The organism is Mycobacterium sp. 852014-52144_SCH5372336 (assembly GCF_001665615.1).
Lineage (GTDB): Bacteria > Actinomycetota > Actinomycetes > Mycobacteriales > Mycobacteriaceae > Mycobacterium > Mycobacterium neumannii_A.
Map to the genome: position 1 here is coordinate 111,807 of NZ_LZSW01000049.1, position 12,790 is coordinate 124,596.

A 12,790-nucleotide genomic window follows, 5' to 3' on the forward strand; every position below is an offset into this window, starting at 1 on the left:
CGGCAGAGCGCTTGCCGGTGATTCCGGCCGCTCAGGCGCCGTAGACCGGCACCGGCGGACGCGCCTTGGCGAGCAGATCGGTGACCACTGGGCCGAGTTCGGCGGGATCCCACCGCGCGCCCTTGTCGACCTGAGGGCCGTGCGCCCAGCCCTCGGCGACCCGGACGATGCCGCCCTCGACCTCGAACATGCGGCCGGTGACATCCCTGGATTCGACGCTTCCCAGCCAGACCACCAACGGGGAGATGTTCTCCGGCGCCATGGCGTCGAAGTCCTGATCCTGGGTGGCCATCATGTCGGCGAACACGGTCTCGGTCATGCGGGTGCGCGCCGACGGCGCGATGGCGTTGACCGTGACGCCGTAACGCCCCATCTCGGCGGCGGCCACCAGGGTCAGCGCCGCGATTCCCGCCTTGGCGGCGCTGTAATTCGCCTGTCCCACACTGCCTTGCAGGCCGGCACCCGAGCTCGTGTTGATGATCCGGGCATTGAGGGTGTCGGGGCCGGCGTTTCCGCTCTTGACTTGAGCGCGCCAGTACGCGGCGGCATGCCGCATGGTGGCGAAGTGCCCCTTGAGGTGCACGGCGATGACGGCGTCGAACTCCTCTTCGCTGGTGTTGGCGAACATCCGGTCGCGGACGATGCCGGCGTTGTTGACCAGGACATCGAGGCCGCCGAAAGTGTCGACCGCGGTCTGGATCAGGCCCTCGGCCTGGGTCCAGTCGGCGACGTTGGCGCCGTTGGCGACGGCTTCCCCACCGGCGGAGGTGATTTCGTCGACGACGCTTTGGGCGGCGCTACCGCCACTCGCGGGCGACCCGTCGAGCCCGACTCCGATGTCGTTGACCACGACGCGGGCGCCCTCGGCGGCGAACGCAAGAGCGTGCGCGCGGCCGATGCCGCCGCCGGACCCCGTCACGATGACCACTCGGCCGTCGAGCAATCCCATATCTGTTGTCTCCTTGCCTGTTTAGCGCTATTTGATGTCAGCAGTGGTGGTTGCAAGGTAATGCGGCGGCTCACCGCCACCGTGCACTTCGAGCGAGGCGCCGCTGATGTAGGACGCCGCGTGGGAGGCCAAGAACGCCGCGGCCCAGCCCACGTCGGCCGGTTTGGCGAGCCGGCCCAGCGGGACGTTGCGCGAGATCGCCGCGATGGAATCCGCATCGCCGTAGAAGAGTTCGGACTGTTCGGTCTCGACCATCCCGACGACCACCGAGTTGACGCGAACCTTCGGAGCCCACTCGACGGCCAACGTGGCGGTGAGGCTTTCCATGCCGGCTTTGGCCGCCCCGTAGGGTGCGGTGCCCGGCGTGGGCCTGCGCCCGCTCACGCTGGCGATGTTGATGATCGACCCGCCGTGGTCCTGCTTCTGCATCAGCGCATTCGCGTGAGTCGACACCGAAAGCGGCCCCAGGAGATTGAGTTCGACGATCTTGCGGCTGAACTTGGCCGACGACTCGGCGGCGAGCACATAGGGCGATCCGCCCGCATTGTTGACCACTACATCGAGACGCCCGTGACGCTCGGCGATGGCCTCGACCATAGAGGCGACCGCGTCGTCGTCGCGCACGTCGCATGCGTGGAACTCGTACGGCAGGCCGTCGACAGGCCGGCGGGCGCAGGTGACGACCGTGGCGCCCTGCTCGGCGAACACGGCGCTGATGCCGGCACCGACTCCGCGCACACCGCCGGTAACCAGCACCACCCTGTCTTCGAGGCCGAGGTTCATGTCTCGCAGGTCGGTCACTGTGCTAGCGTACCAAGCAAGTGCTTGCTTTCCTACCGGACCCAGGAAGTGCTCGGGAGCTCAGATGACCATCACTCGTACCACCATCGAACCGGGAATCGTCTCGGTCACCGTCGACTACCCGCCGGTCAACGCGATTCCGTCGCGCGGCTGGTTCGAACTCGCCGACGAGATAACCAAGGCCGGCGCGGACCCGGAGACGCATGTCGTGATCCTGCGTGCGGCCGGCCGGGGCTTCAATGCCGGAGTCGACATCAAGGAGATGCAGCGCACGGAAGGCTTCACCGCGCTGATCGACGCGAACCGCGGGTGCTACGCGGCGTTCAAGGCGGTCTACGAGTGCGCGGTCCCGGTGGTCGCCGCCGTCAACGGATTCTGCGTCGGAGGCGGCATCGGTCTGGTCGGCAACGCCGACGTCATCGTCGCCTCGGACGACGCGACGTTCGGACTGCCGGAGGTCGAGCGTGGCGCGCTCGGTGCGGCGACGCACTTGTCGCGATTGGTGCCGCAGCACATGATGCGCCGGTTGTTCTTCACCGCCGCCACCGTCGATGCGGCGACGCTGCACCACTTCGGCTCGGTGCATGAGGTGGTGCCACGCGAGCAACTCGACGAGGCCGCGCTTCGCGTCGCGCGCGACATCGCCGCCAAGGACACCCGGGTCATCCGTGCGGCCAAAGAGGCGTTGAACCTGATCGACGTGCAGAAGGTGAACTCCAGCTACCGCATGGAACAGGGTTTCACCTTCGAGCTGAACCTCGCGGGCGTCTCCGACGAGCACCGCGACGCGTTCGCGGGCACGTCGAAGGGGGAAAAGGCATGACAGACAAGCGAACCACGCTCGACGACGCGGTCTCGCAGATCCGCAGCGGTATGACCATCGGCATCGGCGGGTGGGGCTCGCGTCGCAAGCCGATGGCGTTCGTGCGGGCGCTGCTGCGCACCGACGTCACCGACCTCACCGTCGTCACCTACGGCGGGCCCGACCTCGGGCTGCTGTGTTCGGCGGGCAAGGTGAAACGTGTCTACTACGGCTTCGTGTCGCTCGACTCGCCGCCGTTCTACGACCCGTGGTTCGCCAAGGCGCGCACCACCGGGGCGATCGAGGCCCGTGAGATGGACGAGGGCATGCTTCGATGCGGACTGCAGGCCGCGGCACAGCGGCTGCCGTTCCTCCCGATCCGGGCCGGCCTTGGCAGCGACGTCCGCGCGTTCTGGGGCGACGAGCTGAAGACGGTGCGGTCGCCCTACCCCACCGGCGAGGCGTACGAAGAACTCGTCGCGATGCCCGCGCTGACCTTGGACGCCGCGTTCGTGCACATGAATCTCGGTGACGCGCAGGGCAATGCGGCGTACACCGGCATCGACCCCTACTTCGACGACCTCTACCTGATGGCGGCCGAACGCCGCCTACTGTCGGTCGAGCGAGTGGTGCCGACCGACGAACTGGTCAAAGCGGTTCCGCCCCAAGCGCTTCTGATCAACCGAATGATGGTCGACACCGTCGTCGAGGCGCCCAACGGTGCGCACTTCACCACGGCCGAGCCCGACTACCGCCGCGACGAGAAGTTTCAGCGCCACTACGCCGAAGCGGCGAAGTCCGACGACTCATGGCAGGACTTCGTGCAGACGTATCTGTCCGCCACCGAGGCCGACTATCAGGCGGCGGTGCGGAAGTTCCAGTCCGCGGACGCGGCGGGCGGAAAGGCAGGAGCTCAATGATGTCGGTGTCCCGTGCCGAAGTGTGCGCCGTCGCGTGCGCCGAATTGTTCCGCGACGCCGGTGAGATCATGGTCAGCCCGATGACGACCATGGTCTCGATCGGCGCTCGGCTGGCCCGCCTGACCTTCTCTCCCGACATCCTGCTGACCGACGGTGAGGCGCGCCTGCTCGCCGACACGCCCGCGCTCGGCGCCGCAGGGGCGATCGAAGGTTGGATGCCGTTCGGTCGGGTCTTCGAGACGCTGGCGTGGGGTCGGCGCCATGTGGTCATGGGCGCCAACCAGATCGACCGCTACGGCAACCAGAACCTGTCTGCGTTCGGACCGCTGCAGCATCCCACCCGCCAGATGTTCGGTGTCCGCGGGGCGCCGGGCAACACCATCAACCACGCGACGAGTTACTGGGTGGGCAACCACTCCACGCGCGTATTCGGTGAGTCCGTCGACATCGTTTCCGGTATCGGCTGGGACAAGGTCGATCCCGGCAACCCCGCATACCGGTTCGTCAACGTGTACCGGGCGATCACAAACCTCGGCGTGTTCGACTTCAACGGCCCCGACCATCAGATGCGCGCGGTTTCACTGCATCCCGGTATCGAGCCCGACCAGGTCGCAAAGAACACCTCGTTCGAGGTGCACGGGCTGGACTCCGCCGAGCAGACCCGGCTGCCCACCGACGAGGAGCAGAAACTGATCCGAGAGGTGATCGATCCCAAGGGACTGCGGGACAAGGAAATACGGTGAGCACACCGGGTAAACCCACTCTGCGCACACCGCTGACCGAGCTCGTCGGTATCGAGCATCCGGTGGTCCAGACCGGCATGGGCTGGGTGGCTGGTGCGCGGCTGGTCTCGGCGACGTCGAACGCCGGCGGACTGGGGATCCTGGCGTCGGCGACCATGACGCTCGAGGAACTGCAGACGGCGGTCACCAAGGTCAAGAGCGCCACGGACAAGCCCTTCGGCATCAACATCCGCGCCGACGCGGGAGACGCCGGAGAACGCATCGACCTGTTGATCCGCGAGGGTGTCAAGGTCGCCTCGTTCGCACTGGCGCCCAAACCGGATCTCATCGCCAAGCTCAAAGAAGCCGGCATCGTGGTGATTCCGTCGGTCGGTCTGGCCAAGCACGCCAAGAAGGTGGCGGGCTGGGGTGCCGACGCGGTGATCGTGCAAGGCGGTGAAGGCGGCGGCCACACCGGGCCGATCGCGACCACGTTGCTGCTGCCGTCGGTGCTCGACGCCGTCGACATCCCGGTCGTGGCGGCGGGTGGCTTCTTCGACGGCCGCGGGCTTGCAGCGGCGTTGTCTTACGGTGCTGCGGGCGTCGCCATGGGGACCCGATTCCTGCTGACGTCGGACTCCACGGTTCCCGACGCCGTCAAGCGTCGCTACCTCGAATCGGGGCTCGACGGCACCGTTGTGTCCACCCGTGTCGACGGGATGCCGCACCGGGTGCTGCGCACCGGCCTTGTCGAGAAGCTCGAAAGCGGGTCGCGTCTGCGGGGATTCTCTGCGGCAGTCCGCAACGCGCAGAAGTTCAAGAAGATGTCGGGAATGACGTGGCGGTCGATGATCCACGACGGCTTGGAAATGCGGCACGGCAAGGAGTTGACGTGGTCGCAGGTGGTGATGGCCGCCAACACCCCGATGCTGCTGAAGGCCGGCTTGGTCGAGGGCAATACGGACGCGGGGGTACTGGCATCCGGCCAGGTCGCGGGCATTTTGGACGATCTGCCGTCGTGCGCGGAACTGGTCGAGACGATCGTGGCCGACGCGGTCAAACACCTGCGACAGGCCAGCGGATACCTTGAGTGAAGGATATTGCTTAATTGGGTGGCAGTGAAGCTATACTCTTCATGTGTCAGAACTGAAGCGGTCGCCTTCACCACGCTCCCGCGCCACATTGATCGGCGACGTCATCGGCTCACGCCGAGTGGCCGATCGCGCCGCCACGCACCGCGCACTCGACAAGGCACTCGCCGGCGCGGCCGGCGATGCCATCGACGCACCCGCATTCACGGTCGGTGATGAGTTCCAGGGCAGCTATCGGACGGCCGGCGCGGCGATCGAAGCGGCGTTCGCCATTCGTCTGGCCGTCGCGCCCGGGATCGAGGTCCGGTTCGGCATCGGTTGGGGCGCCGTGACCGTGTTGGACTCGGACTCCGGGATCCAGGACGGGCCGGGTTGGTGGGCCGCCCGCGAAGCGATCGAGTGGACCGCCTCGGCCCAACGGCAACCGGGGCTGGCCTTGGTGCGCACGTCGTTTCGGGCCGAGGCTGACGTCCGCGGCGACCTCGACGCGATCAACGCCGCGCTGTTGTGTCGGGACCATCTGCTTGGATCGCTCGATGACCGCTCATTGAGGATTGTGAAGGGACTGTTGACCGGCAAGACCAAGAAGGACATCGCCGCGGACGAGGGCATCAGCGCGTCGGCGGTGTCTCAACGCGCGGGTCGCGACGGGTTGGACCTGATCCTGCTCGCGGCGCAGTATCTGCGGGGCGTGCCGTGAGCGCGGCCGCGGTGCTGCTGATCGCGATCGGCGTCGCCGATATCCTTCGACGGCTCGTCGATCGCGTCTGGTTGGCGGCCACGGCGGCGCCCCTTGTCGTGATCGGATGCGCGGCGACGGCCGGGTTGTGGCGGTGGGGCGACATCGTGCTGCTGGTCGTGGCCGCAGTGGCCGGCGTCGGCTGGGTGGTGCTGAGTGCACGGGCCGAACGCACCGGACGCCGGCAGATCGCGCCGCTGGTCGTGTTCGGCGGTGCGCTCGGGGTGCTGATCCTGCTCTCCGGCCTCAGCTCGGAGGTGGCCGGTGTGGCGGCGCGATGGCCGGCATGGGTCGGCATCGTGGTGTCCCCCGACCGACTCCTGATGATCGTCGGCGTGCTGCTCATGCAACTGGTGACCGGAAATTCCTTGGTGCGCTTGGTGCTTGGCTCCGTCGGCGCGGTCAAACCCGCGGGTGAGCCTCAGGCGTCGGACCGGTTGAAAGGCGGCAGGCTGCTCGGCCCGATGGAGCGGGTGCTCATCCTCGGGCTGGGCCTGGCGGGTCAGCTCACCGCCGCCACCGCCGTCGTCGCCGCCAAGAGCATCATCCGATTCCCGGAGATCAACGCCCAGAAGGCACGCGAGAACGGGGGCATCGGAATCGACGAAGTGACCGAGTACTTTCTCGTCGGAAGCTTCGCCAGCTGGATCGTCGCACTCGGCGGACTGGCTCTCGCACACTGAACAGTAAGCCCTTCGATTCGCCCGAAATCCGGTCGTGGGTTTCCTACACTCGCGCCCATGAAAACCAATGCCGCCGTTCTGTGGGGACTCAACGAGCCGTGGAGCATCGAGGAGATCGACCTCGATGGTCCGAAGGAAGGCGAGGTGCTTGTCTCCTTCGAGGCGACCGGGCTGTGCCACTCGGACCATCATGTCGTCACCGGTGACTTCGCCGGCGTGCCGCTGCCGATCATCGGCGGCCACGAAGGGGCGGGCGTCGTCGTCGAACTCGGACCGGGCGTGCGTGACCTCAAGGTCGGTGACCACGTCGTCAGCTCGTTCCTGCCCGCGTGCGGGCGCTGTCGCTGGTGCGCCAGCGGACATCAGAACCTGTGCGACCTCGGCGCGCTGATCCTCGTCGGCCTGCAGGCCGACGGCACATACCGCCGCAAGGTTCAGGGCAAGGACGTCGGCGTCTTGTCGGGCATCGGCAGCTTCTCGCAGTTCGGCACGCTGTCGGAGGCATCGGTCGTCAAGATCGACGACGATCTGCCACTGGCCCGGGCCTGCCTGTTGGGCTGCGGGGTGATGACGGGGTGGGGTTCGGCCGTCAACACCGCAGACGTCAGCCCGGGTGACACGGTCGTGATCATCGGGTGCGGCGGGATCGGCAGCGGCGCAATTCAAGGTGCGCGGCTGGCCGGAGCGGAACACATCGTGGTCGTCGACCTCGTAGAGAGCAAGCGGGAGAAAGCTTTCGGGTTCGGCGCCACCCACTTCGTGACCTCCATGCCGGAGGCGATGGAACTGGTCGCCGAGCTCACCCGCGGCGTGATGGCCGACTCCGCGCTGCTGACCATGGGCGTGCTTGAAGGGCGGATGATCGACGAAGCGCTCAACATCATCCGCAAGGGCGGTGCGGTTGTGATGACGGCGATCGCGTCGATGGCCGACGTCACGCCGACGCTGTCGATGGCGATGATGACGCTGTTCCAGAAGCGCCTGCTGGGCAGCCTCTACGGCGAGGCCAATCCGCGCGCCGACATCCCGCGGCTCCTCAACCTCTACCGTGACGGCAAGCTTCTGCTCGACGAAACCGTCACTGCCGAATACAAACTCAACGACATCAACGAGGGTTACGACGACATGCTCGCGGGGCGCAACATCCGCGGCGTGATCATCCACGACCACTGACGTGATGCCGGAGGCATAGTGCGCTGGCTGTCGCATGTGCGGTCGGTGCTGAGCACCGAGACTAACGCCGTCCGCAATCGCAAGCTGGACCTCAATCCCGCCGATCTCACGCGATTCACGGTCCCGTTGGTCCTGGGTTTGGCGGGTGCGGTGGCGTTCGGCGCCGTGCCGCTGATCGTCATTCGCAGCAGCGTCAGCACTGACGACGTGCTGGTCCCGCTTCTGGGATCGCTGGCCCTGACGGCTGTGGGCACGGCTGTGATGACGTGGTTGATCGCCATCGTGGTGTCCGGTCTCGTGCTGGTGGTCGTGTATCGAACCGCGCCGGCTACGGCGTCACGGTTGGTGATTCGTACCGTCGTCGACTCGTTCGACCGCGTCAGTGATACGGCCGCGCGCCTGGCGACGCTCGCATTGGTGGCCGGCCTCATCGCCCTGGCGATCGGGCTGCCGACGCGGCCCGACGACGAGCTGGCGCATCCGGTGGTCAACGACCTGCTCACCGCGCAGATCGGAGTGCTCCTGGCTGCGCTCGGCGTTGCCTACCTTGCCGAGACCGTGCGCTGCGCCGCCGAACTGGTCGACCGACAATCACTGCTGCTGGCATGGCCGTGGTCGCTTGGGATCTCCTGTGCCAGCTGGATTATCGCGACCAGCGTCGGGCCGTTCCAGACCTCCCGCATGCTGGCGGTCCTGCTCAACGAGTGGCTGCCGGCCGACGTGAACGGAACGCCACGAGCGGAAGTGATCGCCGATCTACTGCCGGCCGGCGCGAACTGGTGGGCGGCCTTCGCACTGTTGCCCGTGATCGCCGTGGTGTGGGCGCTCGGTGCGCACCGCCATGACGGGTTTGCGGCGATGCGAGAGCTCGTCGAGGGCGACAGTGCGAGGCCGCGGGAGGCCTAGAGGCGCTCGATGATCGTGACGTTGGCGGTGCCGCCGCCTTCGCACATCGTCTGCAGGCCGTAGCGACCGCCGGTGCGCTCCAACGTGTTCAGCATCGTCGCGAACAACTTCGCACCCGTCGCACCCAGCGGATGACCGAGCGCGATCGCGCCGCCGCTGGGGTTGACCTTCGCGGGGTTTGCGCCGGTCTCCTTGAGCCAGGCCATCACGACCGGCGCGAAGGCTTCGTTGATCTCGACGGTGTCGATGTCCTCGATCGACAGGCCCGTCTTCTTCAACGCGTACTCCGTTGCCGGAATCGGCCCGGTCAACATGAACACCGGGTCGGCGCCGCGGGCGCTGATGTGGTGGATGCGGGCGCGGGGCTTGAGTCCGTGGTCCTTGACGGCCTGCTCGGAGGCGAGCAGCACCGCACTGGCGCCGTCGGAGATCTGGCTGGCCATCGCGGCGGTCAGCCGGCCGCCGTCGACCAGGGTCTTGAGGCCGGCCATCTTCTCCAGCGAGGTGTCGCGAGGACCCTCGTCGGTGGCGAACCCGTCGACCGCAATGATCTCGTTCTCGAAGTAACCGGAGCGGATCGCCTCTTGTGCCCGTTCGTGGCTCGTCAGCGAGTACTGCTCCATCTCCTCGCGCGAAATGTCCCACTTTTCCGCGATCAGCTCGGCGCCGCGGAACTGTGAGATCTCCTGATCGCCGTAGCGGTGCAGCCAGCTCTTGGATTCGTTTGTCGGCGAGGTGAAGCCGAACTGCTCGGCCACGGTCATCGCCGACGAGATCGGGATCTGGCTCATGTTCTGCATACCGCCGGCGACGATGAGGTCGGCCGTTCCAGACATGATCGCTTGTGCGCCAAAGGAAACAGCCTGCTGGCTGGACCCGCACTGTCGGTCGACGGTGACGCCCGGCACCTCTTCCGGGTAGCCGGCCGCCAGCCACGACAGCCGGGCGATGTTGCCGGCCTGCGGACCGATGGCATCGACGCAACCGGCGATGACGTCGTCGACCGCGCCGGGATCGACTTCGACGCGGTCGAACAGGCCCCGCCATGCGGCAGCGCCCAGATCCACGGGATGCACACCGGCCAGCGATCCGTTGCGCTTGCCGACTGCGGTGCGAACCGCGTCGATGACGTAAGCCTGCGATGTTGGAGTCATGGTTTCCTCATTTTTTCGTGATGCCACCAAGAACGATAGCGAGATACTGACGGCCGACCTCTTCGGCTGTGAGCGGTCCGCCCGGCTGATACCAGCGGACTGAAACCCAGGTGGTGTCGCGGATGAACCGGTACACCAGATCAACGTCGATGTCGGGCCGGAAGTAGCCCTCTTCGACGCCCTGGTTGAGCAGGTCCAGCCACATCTTGCGTTGTTCTTTGTTGCGCTGCTCCACGTAGGAGAACCGCTCCTGCCCGGACAACCGCTTGGCCTCGTCCTGATAGATGACGACCTGCGCGTGCCGGTGCTCGATCGCCTCGAACGAGGTCATGAACAGACCCTTGAGGCGCTCCAGCGGGTTGGGTTCGGTGTCGACGATCTCCTGGTAGCGCGTGAACAACCAGTCGAGGAAGCCCCGCAGGACTTCGTCGACCATTTCTTCCTTCGATGAGAAGTGGTGATACAGGCTGCCTGAGAGGATGCCCGCGGAGTCGGCGATATCGCGCACCGTCGTCGCGCGCAGGCCTCGCTCGGCGAACATCGTCGCGGCGAGCTGGAGTAGCTCGGCGCGGCGCGTCGGCGGCTGACTCGCCGGCTGCTTCTGTGGCACCTGATCCACCGACACATGATATCAACCAAGCGCTTGCTTGGCTACTTGCGTCCCGGTTGGCGAGCCGGTCGGTATGGGCGCCATCTTATTCAGCGCCTTCTCCCTCGGATATCGCGATGCGTTGGCCCACCGACCCATCGCGGCCGGACAGAAAGTGCAGCTCGCCCTGGTGACCGTGCTGACCCCGGGCGTCTTCGCGATGGTGTATCTGGGATCCTACAAAGCTGGCGCGCGTCGGGCTGTCGACGGTCGGACTACCACCTAGGCCCGTTGACTCGACACCGAAATCACTTCTCCAGTCAGATAACTGGAGTAGTCACTGGCCAAGAATGCGATCGTCGCGGCGACCTCCCACGGCTCGGCCGCGCGGCCGAACGCCTCGCCCTCCGACAACCGGTCCAACAGATCCGCGCTGCTGGTCTTCTCGAGGAACTTGTGCCGCGCGATGCTCGGTGAGACCGCATTGATTCGCACCCCGTACTCGACGGCCTCGATCGCACTGCACCGAGTCAGCGCCATCACCCCGGCCTTGGCTGCGGCGTAGTGCGACTGTGAATGCTGTGCGCGCCAACCCAACACGCTGGCGTTGTTGACGATCACGCCGCCGTGGTCGGCGTCGCGGAAGTACCGCAACGCCGCCCGCGTCGCACGCATCACCGACGTCAGCGTGACGTTGAGGACGCGGTCCCACTCTTCGTCTGTCATGTCGACGACGGGGGTCTGCCCGCCGAGGCCGGCATTGTTGACCATGACGTCCAGTCGGCCCATCCGCGCCGTCGTAGATGCGATCAACGCATCCACCTGTGCGGTGGAGGTCACGTCGCATACGACACTTTCGACCCGCCCCAACCCGAGTTCGAGCAACTGATCGCGGGCCTCGCCGAGGCGCCGCTCGTGATGGTCGGAGACAACCACGTCGGCGCCCTCGAGCAGCGCCCGGCGTGCCACCGCGGACCCGATACCGGTGCCCGCTGCCGCCGTCACGACGACCACCTTGCCGGTCAGCAGGCCGTGTCCCTCAATCTCTTTCGGGGCTTCTGACAGGTTCACGAAGGCCTGACCTCTCGGGGTAGACCGAGCACCCGCTCGGCGATGATGTTGCGCTGCACCTCGTTGGACCCGCCGTAGATCGTGTCCGCCCGCGAGAACAGGTACAGCCGCTGCCACTCACTGAAGTCACCGTCGGTCAGCGTCAGACCCTCGCGGCCGAGCACGTCCATCGCGATCTCGCCGAGCTCGCGATGCCAGTTGGCCCACAACAGCTTCGAAACGTTATCTTGACCCGGCTGCTCGACGTCCATGGTCGCCAGTGCGTACGACCGCATCGTCCGCAGGCCGGCCCACGACCGCGCCAATCGCTCCCTGACCAACGGATCATCGGCCGCACCAGTGTGTTTCGCCAACTCCGCCACACCCGAGAGCTCGCGGGCGTACTCGATCTGCTGGCCCAGCGTCGACACCCCGCGCTCGAACGTCAGCGTGCCCATCGCGACCCGCCAGCCGTCACCCGGTTCGCCGACCACCAGCGACGCATCCGTGCGGGCGTCGTCGAAGAAAACCTCGTTGAACTCCGAGTCGCCGGTCAGCTGCACGATGGGGCGGATCTCCACGCCCGGCTGATCCAGCGGCACCAGCAGATACGACAGCCCCGCGTGCCGCTTGGAGCCCTTCTCTGTGCGGGCGACGACGAAGCACCACTGCGCCCAGTGCGCGAGCGAGGTCCATACCTTCTGCCCGTTGACCACCCACTGGTCGCCGTCGAGTTCGGCGGTCGTGGACACGTTGGCGAGGTCGCTGCCGGCACCCGGTTCGGAGTAGCCCTGGCACCACAACTCGGTCACGTCGAGGATCTTCGGCAGGAAGCGCTTCTGCTGCTCGCGGGTGCCGTACGCGATCAACGTCGGTCCCAGCAACTCCTCACCGAAGTGGTTGACCTTCGCAGGAGCGTTCGCAATCGCGTACTCCTCGTAGAACGCCACCCGGTGCGCCACCGACAGACCGCGACCGCCGTGCTCTTCGGGCCAGCCCAGGCACGTCAGTCCGGCTGCCGCCAGATGCTGGTTCCACGCTCGGCGTTCCTCGAATGCTTCGTGTTCTCGGCCCGGCCCGCCGAGGCCCTTGAGTGCGGCGTACTCCCCGACGAGGTTGTCGGCGAGCCAGTCGCGGACCTCGGCCCGGAACTCCTCGACCTCAATCACCCTTGTAGGCTAACCTACCAAGCACTTGCTTTGTTAGAGGAG

At 66.6% G+C, this 12,790-nt stretch carries 14 protein-coding genes; 8 read left to right on the top strand and 6 right to left on the bottom strand.

All coding sequences use genetic code 11. The features are described 5' to 3' along the window. Positions 1-31: 31 nt before the first annotated feature. Positions 32-949 carry an SDR family oxidoreductase gene (locus A5759_RS15225; RefSeq protein WP_068199107.1) on the bottom strand — a complete coding sequence of 306 codons (918 nt, stop codon included), beginning with the start codon at positions 947-949 and terminating at the stop codon, positions 32-34. Positions 950-976: 27 nt separating this feature from the next. Next, on the bottom strand, positions 977-1,732 hold the full coding sequence (locus A5759_RS15230) for an SDR family oxidoreductase (RefSeq protein WP_068199245.1): 756 nt from the start codon (positions 1,730-1,732) through the stop codon (positions 977-979). An 82-nt stretch (positions 1,733-1,814) separates the two neighbouring features. Here A5759_RS15230 and echA20 point away from each other — a divergent pair, with 82 nt between their 5' ends. From echA20 to A5759_RS15270, 8 genes are read left to right on the top strand one after another with little or no spacing between them, the layout of a single operon-like run. Next, positions 1,815-2,573, top strand: a complete 759-nt coding sequence (gene echA20, locus A5759_RS15235; RefSeq protein WP_068199110.1) for a (7aS)-7a-methyl-1,5-dioxo-2,3,5,6,7,7a-hexahydro-1H-indene-carboxyl-CoA hydrolase — start codon at positions 1,815-1,817, stop codon at positions 2,571-2,573. Further along, positions 2,570-3,472 carry a cholesterol ring-cleaving hydrolase subunit IpdA gene (gene ipdA, locus A5759_RS15240; RefSeq protein WP_068199111.1) on the top strand — a complete coding sequence of 301 codons (903 nt, stop codon included), beginning with the start codon at positions 2,570-2,572 and terminating at the stop codon, positions 3,470-3,472. The genes echA20 and ipdA overlap by 4 nt, the downstream gene beginning before the upstream one ends. Next, positions 3,469-4,215 carry a cholesterol ring-cleaving hydrolase subunit IpdB gene (gene ipdB / locus A5759_RS15245; RefSeq protein ID WP_068199112.1) on the top strand — a complete coding sequence of 249 codons (747 nt, stop codon included), beginning with the start codon at positions 3,469-3,471 and terminating at the stop codon, positions 4,213-4,215. Before ipdA ends, ipdB begins: the two co-directional genes overlap by 4 nt. Then, a complete protein-coding gene (gene ipdC, locus A5759_RS15250) occupies positions 4,212-5,288 on the top strand; it encodes a (3aS,4S,5R,7aS)-5-hydroxy-7a-methyl-1-oxo-octahydro-1H-indene-4-carboxyl-CoA dehydrogenase (protein ID WP_082962139.1) in 1,077 nt (358 codons plus the stop codon). The genes ipdB and ipdC overlap by 4 nt, the downstream gene beginning before the upstream one ends. Positions 5,289-5,331: 43 nt before the next feature. Further along, positions 5,332-5,985: a SatD family protein gene (locus A5759_RS15255; protein WP_156616938.1), complete on the top strand. Its 654-nt coding sequence runs from the start codon at positions 5,332-5,334 to the stop codon at positions 5,983-5,985. Further along, positions 5,982-6,707, top strand: coding sequence for a hypothetical protein (locus A5759_RS15260; protein ID WP_068199113.1), 726 nt, complete (start codon positions 5,982-5,984; stop codon positions 6,705-6,707). The genes A5759_RS15255 and A5759_RS15260 overlap by 4 nt, the downstream gene beginning before the upstream one ends. Positions 6,708-6,764: 57 nt before the next feature. Then, entirely contained in the window at positions 6,765-7,880 is a 1,116-nt protein-coding gene (locus A5759_RS15265; RefSeq protein WP_068199114.1) for an NDMA-dependent alcohol dehydrogenase, read from the top strand. An 18-nt stretch (positions 7,881-7,898) separates the two neighbouring features. After that, positions 7,899-8,786: a hypothetical protein gene (locus tag A5759_RS15270; protein ID WP_066841138.1), complete on the top strand. Its 888-nt coding sequence runs from the start codon at positions 7,899-7,901 to the stop codon at positions 8,784-8,786. Here A5759_RS15270 and fadA6 read toward each other — a convergent pair. The 4 genes from fadA6 to ipdE1 form a co-directional block, all read right to left on the bottom strand. Next, a complete protein-coding gene (gene fadA6 / locus A5759_RS15275) occupies positions 8,783-9,940 on the bottom strand; it encodes a steroid 3-ketoacyl-CoA thiolase FadA6 (RefSeq protein WP_068199115.1) in 1,158 nt (385 codons plus the stop codon). The two genes, A5759_RS15270 and fadA6, sit on opposite strands and share 4 nt — an antisense overlap. Before the next feature lie 7 nt (positions 9,941-9,947). After that, complete coding sequence (kstR2, locus tag A5759_RS15280) at positions 9,948-10,550, bottom strand: TetR family transcriptional regulator KstR2 (protein ID WP_082962147.1); 603 nt, start codon at positions 10,548-10,550, stop codon at positions 9,948-9,950. Between the two features lie 261 nt (positions 10,551-10,811). After that, positions 10,812-11,600: a (5R,7aS)-5-hydroxy-7a-methyl-1-oxo-2,3,5,6,7,7a-hexahydro-1H-indene-carboxyl-CoA reductase gene (gene ipdF, locus A5759_RS15290; RefSeq protein WP_068199121.1), complete on the bottom strand. Its 789-nt coding sequence runs from the start codon at positions 11,598-11,600 to the stop codon at positions 10,812-10,814. Then, positions 11,597-12,748 carry an acyl-CoA dehydrogenase IpdE1 gene (gene ipdE1, locus A5759_RS15295; RefSeq protein WP_068199124.1) on the bottom strand — a complete coding sequence of 384 codons (1,152 nt, stop codon included), beginning with the start codon at positions 12,746-12,748 and terminating at the stop codon, positions 11,597-11,599. Before ipdE1 ends, ipdF begins: the two co-directional genes overlap by 4 nt. Between the last annotated feature and the right edge of the window lie 42 nt (positions 12,749-12,790).

Bases quoted from the DNA above. Each gene is read 5' to 3' on its own strand.
- A5759_RS15225 (WP_068199107.1), bottom strand. From the start codon at position 949: ATGGGATTGCTCGACGGCCGAGTGGTCATCGTGACGGGGTCCGGCGGC.
- A5759_RS15230 (WP_068199245.1), bottom strand. From the start codon at position 1,732: ATGAACCTCGGCCTCGAAGACAGGGTGGTGCTGGTTACCGGCGGTGTG.
- echA20 (WP_068199110.1), top strand. From the start codon at position 1,815: ATGACCATCACTCGTACCACCATCGAACCGGGAATCGTCTCGGTCACC.
- ipdA (WP_068199111.1), top strand. From the start codon at position 2,570: ATGACAGACAAGCGAACCACGCTCGACGACGCGGTCTCGCAGATCCGC.
- ipdB (WP_068199112.1), top strand. From the start codon at position 3,469: ATGATGTCGGTGTCCCGTGCCGAAGTGTGCGCCGTCGCGTGCGCCGAA.
- A5759_RS15265 (WP_068199114.1), top strand. From the start codon at position 6,765: ATGAAAACCAATGCCGCCGTTCTGTGGGGACTCAACGAGCCGTGGAGC.
- fadA6 (WP_068199115.1), bottom strand. From the start codon at position 9,940: ATGACTCCAACATCGCAGGCTTACGTCATCGACGCGGTTCGCACCGCA.